13 protein-coding genes are annotated in these 16756 nt (G+C 59.0%); 6 read left to right on the top strand and 7 right to left on the bottom strand.

The genetic code is table 11. The features are described 5' to 3' along the window. The first annotated feature begins 3 nt into the window (after positions 1–3). Genes asnB through NKI01_RS19705 form a run of 3 tightly spaced genes read left to right on the top strand, consistent with a single transcriptional unit; the run spans position 4 to position 3901 of the window. Entirely contained in the window at positions 4–2025 is a 2022-nt protein-coding gene (gene asnB / locus NKI01_RS19715; RefSeq protein ID WP_023718548.1) for an asparagine synthase (glutamine-hydrolyzing), read from the top strand. Beyond that, complete coding sequence (locus tag NKI01_RS19710; protein ID WP_023718549.1) at positions 2022–3578, top strand: class I adenylate-forming enzyme family protein; 1557 nt, start codon at positions 2022–2024, stop codon at positions 3576–3578. Before asnB ends, NKI01_RS19710 begins: the two co-directional genes overlap by 4 nt. 56 nt (positions 3579–3634) lie before the next feature. Beyond that, positions 3635–3901 carry an acyl carrier protein gene (locus tag NKI01_RS19705; protein ID WP_023718550.1) on the top strand — a complete coding sequence of 89 codons (267 nt, stop codon included), beginning with the start codon at positions 3635–3637 and terminating at the stop codon, positions 3899–3901. 87 nt (positions 3902–3988) lie between these two features. Here the strand turns inward: NKI01_RS19705 and NKI01_RS19700 are convergent, their stop codons facing one another. Further along, positions 3989–4681 carry a N5-glutamine methyltransferase family protein gene (locus tag NKI01_RS19700; RefSeq protein ID WP_023718551.1) on the bottom strand — a complete coding sequence of 231 codons (693 nt, stop codon included), beginning with the start codon at positions 4679–4681 and terminating at the stop codon, positions 3989–3991. Between the two features lie 408 nt (positions 4682–5089). Between NKI01_RS19700 and NKI01_RS19695 the strand changes: the two genes are divergently transcribed. After that, positions 5090–6841, top strand: coding sequence for a type I secretion system permease/ATPase (locus NKI01_RS19695; protein ID WP_023718552.1), 1752 nt, complete (start codon positions 5090–5092; stop codon positions 6839–6841). Positions 6842–7083: 242 nt separating this feature from the next. Next, positions 7084–8382, top strand: coding sequence for an HlyD family type I secretion periplasmic adaptor subunit (locus tag NKI01_RS19690; RefSeq protein ID WP_352589441.1), 1299 nt, complete (start codon positions 7084–7086; stop codon positions 8380–8382). 46 nt (positions 8383–8428) lie between these two features. Here NKI01_RS19690 and NKI01_RS19685 read toward each other — a convergent pair whose 3' ends face one another. The 5 genes from NKI01_RS19685 to NKI01_RS19665 all read right to left on the bottom strand — a co-directional run bounded on the left by NKI01_RS19685 (position 8429) and on the right by NKI01_RS19665 (position 13414). Next, the gene (locus tag NKI01_RS19685; RefSeq protein ID WP_352964319.1) at positions 8429–9691 is read right to left on the bottom strand and encodes a polysaccharide biosynthesis/export family protein; all 1263 of its coding nucleotides are present in this window, start codon (positions 9689–9691) and stop codon (positions 8429–8431) included. A 66-nt stretch (positions 9692–9757) separates the two neighbouring features. Continuing rightward, a complete protein-coding gene (locus NKI01_RS19680) occupies positions 9758–10762 on the bottom strand; it encodes an SDR family NAD(P)-dependent oxidoreductase (protein ID WP_023718555.1) in 1005 nt (334 codons plus the stop codon). Between the two features lie 74 nt (positions 10763–10836). After that, on the bottom strand, positions 10837–11511 hold the full coding sequence (locus NKI01_RS19675) for a sugar transferase (RefSeq protein ID WP_031193846.1): 675 nt from the start codon (positions 11509–11511) through the stop codon (positions 10837–10839). After that, complete coding sequence (locus tag NKI01_RS19670; RefSeq protein ID WP_023718557.1) at positions 11508–12644, bottom strand: DegT/DnrJ/EryC1/StrS family aminotransferase; 1137 nt, start codon at positions 12642–12644, stop codon at positions 11508–11510. The genes NKI01_RS19675 and NKI01_RS19670 overlap by 4 nt, the downstream gene beginning before the upstream one ends. 47 nt (positions 12645–12691) lie before the next feature. After that, the gene (locus NKI01_RS19665; RefSeq protein WP_031193847.1) at positions 12692–13414 is read right to left on the bottom strand and encodes a nucleotidyltransferase family protein; all 723 of its coding nucleotides are present in this window, start codon (positions 13412–13414) and stop codon (positions 12692–12694) included. Between the two features lie 511 nt (positions 13415–13925). On the opposite strand from NKI01_RS19665, the gene NKI01_RS19660 reads away from it, so the two are divergent. Further along, on the top strand, positions 13926–14600 hold the full coding sequence (locus tag NKI01_RS19660) for a LuxR C-terminal-related transcriptional regulator (protein WP_352484593.1): 675 nt from the start codon (positions 13926–13928) through the stop codon (positions 14598–14600). A 182-nt stretch (positions 14601–14782) separates the two neighbouring features. Here the strand turns inward: NKI01_RS19660 and NKI01_RS19655 are convergent, their stop codons facing one another. Further along, a complete protein-coding gene (locus NKI01_RS19655; RefSeq protein ID WP_352964315.1) occupies positions 14783–16522 on the bottom strand; it encodes a sensor histidine kinase in 1740 nt (579 codons plus the stop codon). Positions 16523–16756 lie beyond the last annotated feature (234 nt).

Raw genomic sequence — 16756 nt, 5'->3', positions numbered from 1 at the left:
GCGATGTGCGGCATCGCCGGAATTGTGTCGCTGAGCGCCGCCGCGGCGCCCCCTTCCCGTGATGCGCTGATGCGCATGGTAGGCACACTGGCGCATCGCGGCCCGGACGAGCGCGGTCTTTACCGGGACAAACGTGCGGGATTGGCGCATGCCCGTCTGTCCGTCATCGATCTCGCCAGTGGCCAGCAGCCACTCGCTGGCGCGGGCGACACAATGTGGATCGTCTTTAACGGCGAAATCTTCAATTACATCGAGCTGCGACAAGACCTGGTCGCGCTCGGTTATCGCTTCCGCACACGCAGCGACACGGAGGTCATCGTCCATGCCTATCATGCCTGGGGCGAGGCCGCCTTCGAGCGGATGAATGGGCAATGGGCAGTCGCCATTTGGGACTCCGTGGCGGGTCGACTCGTCTTGTCGCGGGATCGGTTCGGCATCTGTCCGCTGCATTTTTGCGAGCACGGCGGACGGCTTTACTTCGCCAGCGAGGTGAAGGCCATTTTCGCGGCCGATGCGGATATACCCCGCGCCTTCGATCCAGCCGGCATCGATCAGACTTTCACGCTCTGGACCGTCGTGCCGCCACAAGGCGTGTTTGGAGGAGTAAGCGAACTCACTCCAGGGCACATTCGCATTTATGACAGTGGCATCGTTCGCGAGCGGGCTTTTTGGAAGCCAAGCTATCCAGAGGTTGACGGACCCGGCGATGACGAATTCGCCGGTTCACTTGATGACGCGGTGGAGGAAGTGCGCGGCGCCCTGGAAGCCGCTACGGCGCTCAGGATAGTACGCGCCGACGTGCCGGTCGGCTGCTATTTGTCCGGCGGGCTCGACAGCTCGCTGGTCGCCGCGCTTGGAAGACGCTTCGCCGGCGGGCGCTTCCAGACTTTCTCCCTGCGTTTTGCCGACGCCGAGTATGACGAGACTCATTTCCAGCGCCTGGTTGCCGGCGTGGCGGGAAGCGAGCACCATGAGGTGGTTGTTTCGCGCAGCGATATCGCTGGCATCTTCCCTGAGGTGATCTACCACACCGAGCGGCCAATCCTCAGGACCGCGCCGGCGCCGCTGTTCCTGCTATCGAGACTGGTGCGTCAGCATGGCATCAAGGTCGTGCTGACCGGCGAAGGGGCCGACGAAATGTTCGCCGGCTACGATCTGTTCCGCGAGGGCAAGGTCCGCCGTTTCTGGGGACGCCAGCCCGCCTCGACGCGACGCTCCCGGCTGCTGGAGCGCCTCTATCCCTATCTCAGCCGCTCGCCGGTGCAACAGCAGGCGATGGCACGCCAGTTCTTCGGGCGCGACATCCACGCCCATGACGCGCCTGGTTTTGCGCATGGCACGCGCTGGCGTACCACGAGCGCTATCAAGCGGCTGTTTTCGGCAGACATGCGGGCCCAAACGGAGCGCCGCAACGCCGTGTCCGAGCTGCTTGCCCGCCTGCCGGCGGAGTTTTCGCGATGGGGCTCCCTTGCGCAGGACCAGCATATCGAGATCCAGACGCTGATGTCGGGATACCTGCTTTCATCGCAAGGGGACAGGATGCTCTTGGCCCATTCCGTCGAGGGGCGCTTCCCATTCCTCGATCATGAACTCGTGAGGCTCGCGAATTCGCTTCCGGCCGCCTATAAGCTGCGCGTGCTCGATGAAAAGCATGTTCTGAAGCGTGTGGCGCAACCGATTGTGCCGTCGGAAATCGTCACTCGCAAGAAGCAGCCCTACCGGGCCCCCAACGCGCTTTGCTTCGTCGCCGATGGCGCTCCGGCCTATATTCGCGAAGCACTTTCGGAGGCGGCGCTGCGCGAGGCAAACGTCTTCGATCCTAAGTCGGTTGCCCGTCTCCTGAGCAAGTGCCAGGCCAGCGCCGGCGGCGCCGACCTGTCCAACTCCGACAATATGGCGCTGGTCGGGGTGCTGTCGACGCAGCTTCTTCATGAGCAATTTATCGCGAGCCGACCAAGTGGAGCTCGCACGCTCAAGCTCAGCGTCGATATCGACCGCGAGCATCGCGCAGAGGTGCTCGCATGATGCATGGCGCCGTACCGCTCCTGCACGACTATCTCATCCACTCTGCCAGCCGGCTCGGCGGGAAGGTGGCCCTGGTGTGCGGTAATCAACGTGTCACCTACGGCGATCTCGATATGCGCTCGAACGCCATAGCGCATCATTTGAGCCAGGCCGGAATCGCGCGCGGCGATCGGGTGGTGATCTTCGCCGACAACACTGTCGAGGCCGTCGTCGCTTTCTGGGCCGTGCTCAAGGCCAACGCCGTGGTGTGCATCGTCAATCCACTCACCAAAAGCGACAAGCTTGGTTATCTGCTCAACGATTGCCGCCCGACGGCACTGATCACCGACAACCACCTGCATTCGATTTTCAGGGAGCCGGCGCGGAATTGCCCATCGTTGCGCTGCATGATCGTCTCCGGGCCGATCGAACGCGACGACCTGCAAGAACTGCCGCATGCTGTGCGCTGGGAAACTGCGGTCGCGGCAGCCCGCAGCACGCCGCCCGCGCGCCGCTGCATCGATATCGATCTTGCTGCAATCATTTATACGTCCGGCTCGACGGGCGAGCCCAAGGGCGTGATGCTGACGCACCGAAACATGGTTGCCGCGTGCGCCTCGATTTCCTCATACCTGGCGCTTGCTGAAGACGAGGTGATCCTCAACGTCCTGCCGCTCGCCTTCGACTACGGCCTGTACCAGATGATCATGGCATTCGGCGCGGGCGCCCGGCTGGTGCTTGAACGCTCGTTCGCCTTCCCCGCGCAGATCCTTGGGCTGATCAAGCAAGAAAGGGTGACGGGCTTTCCCGGCGTACCGACCATCTTCGCCGCACTCGGGGAGCTCAAGTCTCTCAGGGATCAGGATTTTTCGAGTATTCGCTATGTCACGAACACTGCGGCCGCTCTGCCGCTCAAGCACATTCTCCTGCTTCAGGAGCTATTTTCTCGTGCCCGTATCTATTCGATGTACGGCCTTACCGAATGCAAGCGCTGTACCTACCTGCCGCCGGAGGATCTCGAGCGAAAGCCGTTGAGCGTCGGGATCGCCATCCCCAATACGGAAATGTGGATTGTCGACGAGCATGACAGGCGGGTCGGCCACGGTGTCGTTGGCCAGCTCGTCATCCGCGGAGCGACGGTGATGAAGGGTTACTGGGGCAAGCCGGAGGCGACGGCCAGGAAGCTCAAGCCCGGACCGCTGCCGGGCGAGCAGGTCCTGTACACCGGCGATTACTGCCGGATGGACGCCGAGGGCTACCTCTACTTTGTCGGTCGCGGCGACGAGATCATAAAATCGCGGGGCGAGAAGATAGCGCCGAAGGAGGTGGAAAACGTGTTGATGGAGATTGCGGGCGTACGGGAAGCCGCGGTCATCGGCGTTCCGGACGAGTTGCTTGGACAAGCAGTGAAGGCATTTGTCGTGATGGAGCAAGGAAGCATGATCGGTGAAAAGCAGTTGCAGAAAGAGTGCCAGAGACGACTGGAAAACTTCATGGTTCCAAAGTCGATCGTCATCGTACCCAGTCTGCCGATGACCGACACGGGCAAACTCAAAAAAACCGCCCTGTCATGAGTCGGTATCAGGGCGAAGTTGATCAGCATTCATTTTTTGTACCGGAGGCGAAATCAATGTTGTCTACCAAGGATAGAACCGATACCTGCAGCGATCAAATTCGCGCTTTCCTGGCGTCGAATTTCTATATAGCCGATCCAGAGAGCCTGGAGAGCGACACCTCGCTTCTCGACCAAGGCATCGTGGACTCGACGGGGGTGCTCGAGGTTATCGGCTTCATCGAGGAGACCTTCGGCATCACGGTCGAAGACAGCGAGCTGCTGCCCGAGAATCTCGATTCCATCGAGGGAATTGCGCAATATGTCATGCGCAAGAGAAACTGATTTGCCGACATCTCGCGCAACTCTGTTTCAAGTCCCCGACCGTTTCCGGTTGCGACAGCGCGTCTAGGCCTGTCGCGACGGCGGTGCTTACGCCTGCGCCTTCGTATGCCCCACAACCACCCTGCCCTCGCCGGCCTGGTTGGTGACTGCCCGGATACTCTCATAAGCCTTGGAACGCTCGAGCAAACTCATGACCTGCCGGTCCTGGCCAAGCCCAACCTCGAAAAGCAGGATGCCTCCGCGCCGCAAATAACGCGGCGCGTCCTTGAGCACTCGCATATGGATGCTCAGACCGTAGGGTCCGGCTGCGAACGCTTCACGCGGCTCGAGCTCGACCAAATGCGAACGATCGCCCTCGAGCCGTTTTTCCGAAATATAGGGCGGGTTGCAAACGATCACGTCGATCGTGCCGTCAAGCTCCAAGCCGGAGAAGGCGCCGAACAAGTCGCCCTGAAGCACCGTTACCCGCTCCTCCATATCAAGATGGGTGACGTTGCGGCGCGCGACCTCCACGCATCCGTCGGTAAGATCGCTTGCCCACACGCGCGCGGTGGGAGCGTGGTGCGCGATGGCGCACGCCAGATTGCCCGCCCCACAGCACATGTCGACAACGCGAGGCACCGGCAAGTTCAGTTGGCTCAGAACATCGAGAGCGGCGTTGCCGAGCAGTTCCGTTTCCGGCCGAGGAACAAGCGCACCGGGCGAGACCAGCAGCTGCAATCCCATGAAGGTGCTGCGGCCCCTGCCGTAGGCGTCGGCAACATTGATCTCTTCGCTCACGACACTCGCCTCCCCGTTTTAGCCGGCGTTGGTGGCCGACAATTGCGTTCCGATGAAGTGTATCTCAAAACCGTTTAACTCTCGATCGACAAAATCAAAACCCATCCGTCCCCAGACGCTTCGACGCCTTGATGCTACAAAGATGACCATAAGCTTCTGCGCTGTGTCATGATTAGGAATATCTCCTTACCAGACCCGGTTATCCCCAGCCTGGCGAGCCAGTTGCCGAATTCTCAGCCTGGCGTCACGATTTTGCTACATTTTAATCAAAGAAGGCACATATGTAAGCAATTCGTAATGTTCCAGCAGCGAAGGGCGGAGCTGCTGCTTCCCGGAAGGTTAAAGTTTGTCCCTCATCGAAAGAACCGACGAGATTGCGCGGCAATTTCGCGTCAAAGAGCGCATATCATGAAGTCAACCAAAGGGCGCTCGCTCGATCTACGATCCGCGATGTTCGGCTGTGTGCACGGCCTCGTTGGCGTAGGCGTTTTCTCCGCATTGATAAATATCCTCGCCTTGACCGGCTCCGTCTACATGCTCCAGGTCTACGATCGCGTGCTGCCTTCGCAGAGCGTGCCGACTCTTGTCGGATTTACAGTCGGGATGCTGGGACTTTACGCGGCCTACGGGCTCCTCGATTTCGTGAGGCTTCGCCTGTTGGTCCGCATCGGCAGCCGCCTGCATAGAAATCTGCAGCAAAAGGCGTTCGCAGCCTCGCTTTCCCTGCCCCTCGTTGCCGGGCCGGATGCGAACCGGGTACATCCGCTTCGTGATCTGGACCAGCTACGTGGCTTTCTTTCCGGACTGGGGCCGACAGTCTTATTCGACGCTCCCTGGATACCATTTTATATGGTGGTCATCTATCTGCTGCACCCTGCGCTTGGCGTGCTGGCAACGCTCGGCGCATGCGCCGTTGTGCTTTTGACGGTGGCTGCGGAGATCATCGGCCGCAAACCTGCGGCTCGTGCGTCTGAAACACTCGTTGCGCAGCGGCTTCTGGCCGATTCCGGCCGCCGCAACGCAGAGGTTGTTCAGGCTATGGGCCTGTCCGCCCCGCTTAGCCGGCGCTGGAACGAGGTCAGTCATCTTTATCTGAAGAACCAGGAACGGCTCTCCGACGTCGTTGGCGCAGCGAGCTCACTGTCGAAGACGCTCCGAATGGCCTTGCAATCATGCGTGCTGGGGCTTGGTGCCTACCTCGTGATCGGGGGCGAGGCCTCGCCGGGTGTGATCATAGCGTCGTCCATATTGCTGGGCCGCTCACTGGCGCCGGTCGATGTGGCGATCGCAAATTGGAGAGGGTTTCTGGCAACCCGCAAAAGCTATTCCGAGCTGGCGGCAGCGCTGGATGCTTTTGATAGCCAGCAAGAGCCAATGGAACTGCCACGCCCAAAGGCGGAGCTTGCGGTCGAGGAATTGACGGTCGCGCCACCAAGTCTGCAGAAGCCAACAATCTTCAATGTAAGCTTCCGCTTGGCGAGGGGCGCAGGATTGGCGGTCGTCGGCCCGAGCGGCTCCGGCAAGACCACGCTCGTGCGCGCTTTGGTCGGGGCATGGAAGCCGCTTCGAGGAACGGTAAGATTGGACGGCGCCTCGCTCGATCAGTGGAATTCAGAGCTGCTCGGCATTCATATTGGCTACCTGCCGCAGGACGTTGAGCTGTTCGACGGCACGATCGCCGACAACATTTCAAGGTTCGGCGGCAAAAGCGACGCAAGGGGCGTGTTGGCAGCTGCCAAAGCTGCGGGCGTGGACAAGATGATCATGCGTCTTCCGCAGGGTTTTCAAACACGCATCGGAGAAGGCGGCGCAGCCCTGTCGGCTGGGCAGAGGCAGCTCGTCGGACTTGCCAGGGCACTTTACGGTGATCCATTCCTCGTCGTTCTTGACGAACCAAATTCCAATCTGGATGCAGACGGCGATGCTGCTTTGGCCGGCGCGATCCTGGCAGTGCGTCAGCGCGGCGGTATCGTGATCGTCGTTGCGCATCGCCCCTCCGCTCTCGTCAACATCGATCAGGTACTCGTCCTGTCGAACGGGATGCTCCATTCGTTCGGTTCGCGCGAAGACGTTCTGGCAAATGTGATCCGGCCCTTCCCGCGTCCGGACAAGCCAAACATTGTCGTTCCGCTGCAGCACGGTGCAAGCGGGCATGCGTGAGGTATTGCTTAGTGTCTAACGTGACCATGTCGTCATATGCTGCGGTCGCTGGCGAAGGCCAGCCGACCGGGGCGAAGCCAGAGCCGGATGGCATTCGAGCCAATTTACCCTGGGGCAATCTGCTCCGGAGCCTGGCAGAACATTCTCGTTCCGCTGCACAGAGGTGCAGCCGGGCATATGTGAGGTATCGCTCTACTTTTACCGTGTCGCCATACGCCGCGCCCGGTGGCGAAAGCCGTTCGTTGGAAACGAAGCCGGATCCGGATGGCATCCGGGCCAATCTGCTCTTGGGCTTGGCAACCAGCTTGCTGTTGATCTTTGGCGGAGGGCTGTGGTTGGGATTGACCAAGATTGCCGGCGCGGTGATTGCGCCTGCAACTGTGGTGGTCGAAAGCAACATAAAAAAAGTCCAGCATCAAACCGGCGGCACCATCGGCGGAATCTTCGCGCAGGACGGCGATCACGTGAAGGCCGGCGACGTGTTGGTCAGGCTGGACAACACATTGACCCGAGCAAACCTGCAGATAATCACCGAGGACCTCAATCGAGCCACCATTCGTCTGGCCCGGCTGGAAGCCGAGCGCCAGGGTCTGCCGGAAATGCAGATCCCGCCTGGCCTTCGGGTTCAAATGGGTGACCCGCAAGTGGCGGCGCTTGTCAGTGGCGAACGTGCCTTGTTCGAAAGCCGTGCTGCGGCGCTGGCTGGCCAAAAGGCACAATTGCAAAGCCGCGCGAAGCAGCTGGAACGTCAGATCGATGGCCTCAAATCGCAGCAGTCTGCGACGGATGAGTCTCTGGATCTGCTGACCAAGAACCTTGCTGACGTTGAATCTCTCTACGCAAAGAAGTTGGTCTCCAAGGAGAGATTGAGCACTGTCAGCCTGGAGAAGACCCGGACTCGCGGCGAATCGGGACGCCTTGTCGCAGCGATAGCGGAGGTACAAGCTCACATCAGTGAAACGGACCTGCAGGTGCTTCAGCTCGACGAACAAATGCGGAGCGACGTGACCAACGAACTTCGCGAAACGGAAGCCAAGCAGACCGAACTCAGTGAGCGCAAGGTGGTGGCCGAAGACGAGCTCGGCAGGACAGACATTCGCGCCCCGCAATCAGGCACGGTACAAGAATCCTCGGTCCACACCGTCGGAGGCGTGATTGGCGCCGGAGAGGTGCTCATGATGATTGTGCCCGATTCCGACAACCTTGTCGTAGACGCTTCCATTCCTCCGTCGCGCATTGATGAGATCCATCCCGGACAGCAGGTGTCGATCCGCTTTCCGGCGTTCGACGCCGGCACTACACCGGCTTGCGAAGGCTCGGTCAACCGCGTCTCCGCAGATCTGATCAAGGATCAGCAACGTCAGCTTTCCTATTTTTCGGCGCGCATCGATGTCGAGAACGAAGCGACCTGCCTGACAGGAGAGAAAATCCTCAAACCGGGCATGCCCGCCGAAGTCCATATAAGAACCGACGAGCGCAGTGTCTGGTCCTACTTGATGAAACCTCTTACCGACCAATTTTCCAGAGCTTTCAGGCAGTAAGCGGCTGCCAACCCAGTGGCGGCCGCTTGGCTCGAGCGCAGCCGATCTATCGGATCGCCGCGCTCTCGAGAGCGCTGCTGAACCTTACCTCGATCGTGTCTCCCGGCATGACCTCGGTGTCTTCTTGGGCCGGCTGTTTCCGCCATTCTTCGCCCACCCTGCGAACGATCGTGACCTCGGCTTGGATCGTCTCACCGGCAACCGGCAACGGCAGGGCGGCAGCTCCCGTGGGCTGCAACTTCTGGCTGGCGGCGCGAAGTCTTGCATTGATGTCGGCAAGACGCACATTGGTATCTTTCAACTCAGTCAGCAGACCTATCCTTCTTTGGTTGTCATTGCGTTCGTGCTGTCTGGCAAAATCAGCCTGCTGACGTCGTGCTCTCATAAGTTCAACCGACGTTTCGAGTGCCCGGCTGGAAGAGAGTACCAAAGCGCGCCGGACGTCGGCGAGCCGGTTATTGGTGAGATTTCCGGACTCAAACGCCTTCCTTACGCGCGCCAGCTCGTCTTCGTCCGCCTTCACGCCATCCGCTTCGGCCTGCTCGCGTTTGAGCAAGGTCTCGGTTTGTGCAGCGGCATCCTTGCCACTTTTATCGAGAAAGCTCTGCTCTTGCTGGAAGTTGTCCAACGAGAGCTTCAGCCCTTCTGCTTCGGCCTGGGCGATCGCCGATGCAAAAACTGCCGGCAAGGGCGATCCTTGTGGTGGCTGCATGTCGAAGCTCGATTTGCCCTGAAGTTCGGCGCGAATGCGGGCGCTGTGATAGTAGTCTCTCGTGTATTCCCCCCAAAGCGATTCGTAATCGCGCCGCAGATCCACCGGATCGGGGCCAACCTGGTTTGCCCGGGACCGCAAAAGGCTGAAACCACCTGACACGGCAATCGCCTGCCGCACGGTCATCAGCGGCCGGTAGGCCTGCTGTCCGGGAGTGAGCACATCCCCTGTCACATAGATCGGCCGATATTCTGCGACCACGGCGGTCACGTCTGTCGGCTTGATGACGATCATTTGCTCCCGCCCGTCAGGCAGACGATGGTGGAATATCTTGGTTGGCAGGATCGTCTGCATGCGTGTTTGCAGTTCGGCCGGGCTTAGGCCGCCCACCGAAACCATCCCGACTTCGGGAAACGCGATCGTGCCGTCCATCTGGACCACGGCACGTTGCGTTCGCTCCGGGATGGAGGCAATTCCTATCTCGACGGTGTCGCCGGCGGAAAGTCGATAGGCGACCTGCGCTTCCGCTGCAGCGGCCGTATCCATGGCAGCCAGCATGCCGAGCACGACAAGAAGGATTCGGTTAACAAGGACCATTGGTGACAATCTCCTTCTGGTTCGAATCCAGCGACAACTGCGGAGCCAATCCACCCAGGCGAAAGCTCATGTCATGTAACCCATCTCATGGCGCACCCGGCCTTCGCTGAGGCGTCCCTGCCACCATCCGATGGTCCGCTCCAACCCTTCGCGCAGGCTGGTCTGGGCGCGCCATCCAGTCTTGCTTTCGAGGAGCGAAGAATCAGCCAGCAAGGCACGCACCTCTGAATTCTGCGGCCGCAGGCGGCGCTCGTCGCGGTGAATTGGTTTCTTGCAGCCACTCAACTCGACCACCAGATCCAATATGTCCGAGATCGTCACGGCGCGCTGGCTTCCGGCATTGTAGGCATGGCCAAATTCGAGCTCGGCCGAACCTGCGGTCAAAAACGCCGCCGCAGTGTCTTCCACGAAAGTAAGATCGCGGATCGGGCTGGTGTCTCCCACCATGATCGCCGAGCATTTCTTGTCGAGAGCCTGACGTATGATGGTCGGTACGATGGCTCGCTCGCTCTGGCGTGGGCCATACGTATTGAAGGGCCGCATGATGACCACGGGGACGTCGAACGATCTGGCGTACGACTCCGCCATCATGTCCGCACCGATCTTGGATGCCGAATATGGTGACTGTCCCTGCAACGGGTGTGATTCGCTGATGGGCATTGTCAGCGCGGTGCCATAAACCTCGCTTGTCGAGGTGTGCACCACACGCTCCGTCTCCCATTGGCGCGCCGCTTCGAGGACGTTGACCGTGCCCAGGATGTTGGTTTCTACATAGGACTGGGCCGCGGCATACGAATATGGGATCGCGATCAGTGCGGCGAGATGAAACACCACCGCCTGGCCACGCACGATCCGGTTAAGAAATGCGCTGTCACGAACATCACCGCGGATGAGGTTCAGCTGGCTTCGAATGGTGTCCGGCAAATCGTCCAGCCAGCCGTGGCTGTCGAACGAATTGTAGAGAGCCAGCGCAGTGACGTCCGCGCCGCTACGGACGAGTGCTTCGGTGAGATGCGACCCGATGAACCCATCGGCACCGGTAACCAGAACTTTCCTGCCCTTGTATGCCATGACCCAAGCGTTCCCCCTATGACGTGAGGCACTGACTTTGCAAATCCACGAGAGCGCGGGTATTCCACCTGCTCTCAAGTTCCGATCGGCGGCGGCGAAACGACGCCAAGCACCGCCAGCAAGCCGCGCACCATCCAGACGACATCAGAGACGATCGTGCGCTGCGGATAATAGGAAAGGTCGAGCCTGGCCTTGGCAGGAAACAGAACCTGGCGGTAGAACAATAGCGGGTCCACGGATCGCGGATAAAAATGCGCTTCATTCCGGAAGAGAACCTGGGCCGGACCCAACAAGCCTGGCTTGTATTGTAAAATGTCCTCAAAGCCCCCACGAAAACAATCGGCAAAGGCAAGGCTCTCCGGGCGTGGACCGATGATTGCCATCTCGCCTCTGAAGACATTCCATAGCTGCGGCAGCTCGTCGAATTTGGTGGCGGCGAGGAACCGCCCGATTGGCGTCATGCGGCTGTCATCGGCCATGGTCAGCGCCAGGCCACCGGGATCGCATCGCACTCTGAATTTGCGGAATTTGTACATGCGGAATGGGCGAGCACCGGCCCCGACGCGGGTCTGCGTAAAGAAGATTGGCCGACCGCCTTCCAGCAGCAGCGCCAGGGCAATCAGCAGCATCAGCGGAGCGAAGACGATCGCCGCAGCTGCAGCAATGACGAGATCGATTGCTCGTCTCACAGCCCCATGGGCGGCGCTCGAGACGTTAGGCCGGTGAATGGCTAGGTCCAGGGCATTCATGCGGCTGTTCCTGTCTGAGCGCAGTTATTGACCGCCGCGGCAAGAGCGACCACTACCGTTTCGACCAAAGGTGCGGTGATCTGCGGATGCAGCGGTACAGTGAGTTCGCGCTGGGCGAAATCTTCCGTGCGCGGTAAATGAGTACCGGGAATGAGCTCACGATAGAGCGTCATCTGGTGCACCGGCGGGTAGTGGATAGTGGTTTGTATCCCTTGCGCGCGCAGTGCGTCGATGACGTCTTGCCTGTCGGCGTAACGCGGCAAAAGGATAGGCATGATGTGGTAGGCCGACGTCCGCGGCTCGTGGAACGGGATGGTCACGGCCGGGCAATGCTTCGCGATGAGACGGCGATACAGCATCACCAGGATACGCCTGATCTCATTCCACTCCTGCAGATTTTGCAGCTGGACCAATCCGATCGCAGCCCGCAATTCATCCATGCGATAATTGAATCCGAGCATGGTGACATCATACTGCGGGGTGCGGCTGTTCAGCCTTTGACGTGTCCCGGTGGTCATCCCATGTCCACGCGCCTGGCGGATCGTCTCGAGCAGACCGGCATCCCTGGCAATCACCGCCCCGCCTTCCGCCGTGGTCATGTTCTTGTTGCCGTAGAAGCTGAAGGCGGCCGCGGCACCAAATGTCCCCACCTCCTTCAGGCCGGGCGCATGCGCCGCGTCCTCGACGATATGCAGCCCACGGGCACGGGCGAACTTCTGCCATTGTTCCCGATCGGCGAGGTAGCCGGCGAAATGGACGAGAATGACTGCCTTGGTGCGGGCCGTGCATTTCGCTTCGGCTTCCGCGATGGACATCAGCGGCACATCGACCGACTCGATGTCGACGAAAACGGGGGTCGCACCAACATAGAGGACCGCATTTGCGGTCGCCACGAAAGTCAAGGATGGGACCAGCACCTCGTCGCCCGGGCCGATACCAAGTGCGTGCAAAATGAGATGAAGCGCTGCGGTACAAGAACTGACCGCGACGCAATCCTCCGCACCATGCACGTCGGCAAAGGCTTGTTCGAAGGCTCGTACCTGCTCCCCCATGGTCAGCCAGCCGCTGTCGATGACCTTGGTCAAAGCAGTCTTCTCCGGCACACCCAAGATCGGGGCACTGACCAAGAGCATCACAACCTCCTAGACTGATAACTGTGGGAACCGCGCTGGTGACTTCATCATGCAGCCGTCGCAGTGACCTCGATCGAGGCCGACTGGTCTTCCCAGGAAATGGTCTGTGCGTTCTGAAAGTCGTCGACGCGCCCGATATCGAGCCAGAGACCTTCATGCTTGTACACGTGCACGGTTGTGCCGTTCTGCATCATCTGGAGCATCAGGTCGTCGAACCCAAAGGGTATGCCGGACGGGATGAACTGCAGAACGTCTGGATTCATGCAGTAAATCCCCATGCTGACCAGATGCGACAGCGTCGGTTTCTCGCGAAAGGTCTGCACGGTATTGTCGACTTCGTCGATGACGCCGAAATCCATCTTGATCAGGCGACAGGCTGTTGCGATCGTCACTGGATCGGTGTGCTTACGGTGCGCTGCTACAAATCGACTGAGGCTTAGATCCGTAAGGACATCGCCATTGAGAACGATGAATGGCTCCGTCAGTTCGTCCCTGATCAAAGACAATGGCCCGATGGTGCCCAGCGGCTCCATCTCCTGCGTGTATCGAATTTTCAGGTTCCACTGCGAGCCATCTCCACACACGGTGCGGATCAAGTGGCCGAGATACCCGGTTGTAATATAGACTTCCTGAATACCGTTGCGTCGCAACCATTTCAGAAGCATCTCGAGAACCGGCCGTGCACCAATCGGCATGAGCGGCTTCGGCAAGATCGAAGTGAAGGGGCGGAGGCGTGTTCCCATTCCACCACATTGAATCACCGCTTTCATCCTGGTCCTCCCTTGTTCATTCGGCCTGAACGCCATCGTCACGGGCCGGTTATCCTACCCTGGTCAGCACCCGGGAAACGCGTTCTTGTCCCCTCAGAAGAACCGGTGAGATTTCCCGTAGAAGACCGGTGAGATTTCCCCACCGATCCCTGATCCGGACATTGCATCTGGATGGTATGTGGCCGTCGGGGTGGATGTCGTCGTGCATTCGAATGGTAACAATTCAGCCGTTTTGCTGTTCTATACCTACAGACCTATGGCAGTGCTGAACGACCAGCCGGTCTGTCAGCTTTCCAAGAGGTCAGAACACATGTTCGACGACGTTCGGCGGGTTTCGCTCACAAGGGGCAAAAAAAGAGGAGCGTTTCCCGTCATTTAAGATTATATTAGAAATCTGGCGTTTGCGGCGTTGGGGTGCCGCGGCGTCGGCTGGATGAATCGACGAGTGAATGGCTACGACTTTCAGGCCCATCACCGTTCAATCCATTCAGATACGCGTTGGGGTAGTTCAATGTATCGAATCGTCATCGCCGACGATCACGGCTTGTATCGTCGTGGCTTGCGATTGGCACTGACCGCAGGCATTCCAGGTGTGGAGATATTTGAAGCGTCTTGTTTCGACGCGGTGCTCAGTTTGCTGGCAGAGCAATCGTTCGTGGATCTTGCGATCCTGGACCTGAATATGCCGGGCCTGTTCAATCAGGAGGTGCTCGGCGGGATCCTGTCCGCCTATCCGGACACGCGATTTGCGATCGTTTCCGGAAACGATTCACGCTCGGAAATACTCACGGCTCTTTCGATCGGGCTTCACGGCTACATCGTAAAGTCGCAGACGGACGAAGAGGTCGTTTTGGCTGTCAATGAAATCCTCTCCGGCCGCATCTATGTTCCTGCACTTCTGTCACGCCCGGGTGCAACGCAAACAACCCACGCGCATACACACTCCGAGAAAGGCCCACAGCGACGTACCACAGGCCTCAACCTTGGCAGGCTGACCTCGAGGCAAAAGGAAGTCCTCAAGCTGATGGCGGAAGGCTATTCAAACAAGGAAATTGCTCGCGACCTGGAAATCGCAGAGGCGACCACGAAAATCCACGCTGCTGCGGTCCTGCGTGAGTTGGGGGTACGCAATCGGACAGAAGCTGCGGTTATGCTGAAGACATGGCTTTCGAGACATGCCAGCTAGGGCGCCGCGCGTCCTTTTGGACATGCAAACGGCGCCCAAGCTTTCATGCATATACTGCATATACCGAAACTGCGCTGCGGCCTTTGGCCAACGACATCCCTGGAAAAGAACCTAAGCGCATCTCCAAGGCCATTCAGCGCGACGCGTCTTTTAGGTATCTGCTTTTCGATCGGAGCACTGCACTAGGATCCGATTTCCTTGCGTGACAGCCGCAGCGAATACCGCAACCCGTGGTCAGTTATTTCCAGTTTGGGAGAGTGACCGACAAGCGGCGCTCCATCTACTCCGATTATCATGGAACCGAAGCCATGACGGACTACGCTCGAGGTCCGCCGCCGTCCCGATTCCACCCACTCGAACACGATCTCACTGCCTGTGTCTTCAGGTGCAAATGTCCAGCTTACGTCGATCCGGCCTTTTGGATCGCCAAGCGCTCCATATTTCATGGAATTGGTGGCAAGCTCGTGGACGATCATTGCAAAACTCTCGGCGGCGCCTCCCGACATCACCACGGAAGGACCGCTGACCGATATGGCGCGTGTTCCCATATATGGTTGCAACTCTTGAGCAACGAGATCGTTTAGCGCCCCCGATACGCTGCCGTTGCGTGAAAGAAGCAGATGGGTTGCCTCGAGCGCGCGTATCCGGTCGATCAGCATTTCCTTGTATTTGGCAACATTGTTTCCAGGAACATCGACCATTTTCACGAGCGCCGTGATCACCGCGAAAACGTTGCCGAACCTGTGGCGTTGTTCGAGCATAATGCGCTCCCGCTTCTTTGCCGCGGCGCGCAGCAGCGTGGTTTGTCGTCTCTCGCTCAGGTCGGCAGCCACTCCAAGCCGCTGTCCTCCATCACCCTGTCTTTCCTCCCTTCCGCGCAGGGCAACCCAGCGGATATGCCCGTCCGGTCGACGGACGCGTATCTCAACATCGTAATTCATGACCGATGATGCGGGCTTTCTCGATGCCGCCAGCTTTGGCCAGTCCGCCGGATGAACGACAGCTGATAGTTCCTCCAAACTGCGGCTATTGGCCTGGGCCAAGCCGAGAACGTCCCAGAACGTGTCCGAGCCTGTGACTGTCCCGTCTTTAAGGTCGATCCGCCACGTGGCCAAGCGTCCAGCAGACAGAGCGAGGTCTAGCCATTCCTTCTGAGCCCGAAGCGCTTCGTGAACAGCTCGTCGTTCCGAAATATCGTCGACCACCACGAAGATGCTCTCCGAGAGTCCCCCCTCGGGCACGGACGAAGAAAGCGTTAGCCTGGCCCAGAATGCCGTACCGTCCTTTCTTAAAAGACGGACCTCCGAAACGAACGAAGCAATGTCGTTGCCTAGGCCCGCCAACAATTGCGCCAAGGTGTCCCGGTCGTTCGGGTGGGCGAGCGTATCGAGCTGCAATTGGGCAAGCTCCTCCTCCTTGTACCCGGTCATCTCACAAAGGCGTCTGTTGGATTGCAGCAACTCACCTTTCTCGTTGGTGTTCGCGAATCCCATGGCAGCACGTTCGAAGGCCCAACGATAGCGGCTTTCGGTCGCCTCGACGGCAGCGAGCCTGGCCTCCGCGACTTCCAGCAGCTCACGCAAGTCCTGCCGCAGGCGATGGAACGTCATGGCAATCACCCCACCCGAAACCAGAAGCAGGATTGCGCGTGCCCAATCGCCATTTGAAATCTGATCGTATCCTCGCGCCCAAAGGCCGACCGCCACCATCAGAATGGTCGCAGCGAGCGCAGGCACACGATCTTCGAGATAAGCGATAATAATAATAGCCGGAACAAATTCCAGAAAACTGGCGCCTTGCCCAATATAGGCTGACGATTTTATTTCAAATATCAGTGTGGCAGCTAGTACGGATGCAGAGGCAATATGAGTTAGCAATCTGCCCGACGGTTTCGAATTCGACCTGCGCGACTGCGAGCTCATGGACACAGACTACAACCTTCTGACTAGCCCGTCGAGACTAGAGCAAAAAACGTACAGCTTAGTACCACTGCCGGATTGCCATACCGCTATCATAGCGCGCATTTTATCGGATGCAGCAGGGGCTATGAGCTGCCTTAGAACTGTCAGATCATATTGAGTTTTCAAGGTGGTGATGAACACGTTATCCGTCAGCGCATAGAAGACTAGAATCCATCTAAACATAAAAGACTATCC

This window comes from Mesorhizobium sp. M0815, from assembly GCF_040319995.1.
In the GTDB taxonomy this organism is placed as follows: Bacteria; Pseudomonadota; Alphaproteobacteria; order Rhizobiales; family Rhizobiaceae; genus Mesorhizobium.
This window is presented reverse-complemented; position numbering and strand designations above follow the sequence as displayed.

Coding starts and splice junctions, on each gene's coding strand:
- asnB (WP_023718548.1), top strand. CDS start 4: ATGTGCGGCATCGCCGGAATTGTGTCGCTGAGCGCCGCCGCGGCGCCC.
- NKI01_RS19710 (WP_023718549.1), top strand. CDS start 2,022: ATGATGCATGGCGCCGTACCGCTCCTGCACGACTATCTCATCCACTCT.
- NKI01_RS19705 (WP_023718550.1), top strand. CDS start 3,635: ATGTTGTCTACCAAGGATAGAACCGATACCTGCAGCGATCAAATTCGC.
- NKI01_RS19695 (WP_023718552.1), top strand. CDS start 5,090: ATGAAGTCAACCAAAGGGCGCTCGCTCGATCTACGATCCGCGATGTTC.
- NKI01_RS19685 (WP_352964319.1), bottom strand. CDS start 9,691: ATGGTCCTTGTTAACCGAATCCTTCTTGTCGTGCTCGGCATGCTGGCT.
- NKI01_RS19680 (WP_023718555.1), bottom strand. CDS start 10,762: ATGGCATACAAGGGCAGGAAAGTTCTGGTTACCGGTGCCGATGGGTTC.
- NKI01_RS19675 (WP_031193846.1), bottom strand. CDS start 11,511: ATGAATGCCCTGGACCTAGCCATTCACCGGCCTAACGTCTCGAGCGCC.
- NKI01_RS19670 (WP_023718557.1), bottom strand. CDS start 12,644: ATGCTCTTGGTCAGTGCCCCGATCTTGGGTGTGCCGGAGAAGACTGCT.
- NKI01_RS19665 (WP_031193847.1), bottom strand. CDS start 13,414: ATGAAAGCGGTGATTCAATGTGGTGGAATGGGAACACGCCTCCGCCCC.
- NKI01_RS19660 (WP_352484593.1), top strand. CDS start 13,926: ATGTATCGAATCGTCATCGCCGACGATCACGGCTTGTATCGTCGTGGC.
- NKI01_RS19655 (WP_352964315.1), bottom strand. CDS start 16,522: ATGAGCTCGCAGTCGCGCAGGTCGAATTCGAAACCGTCGGGCAGATTG.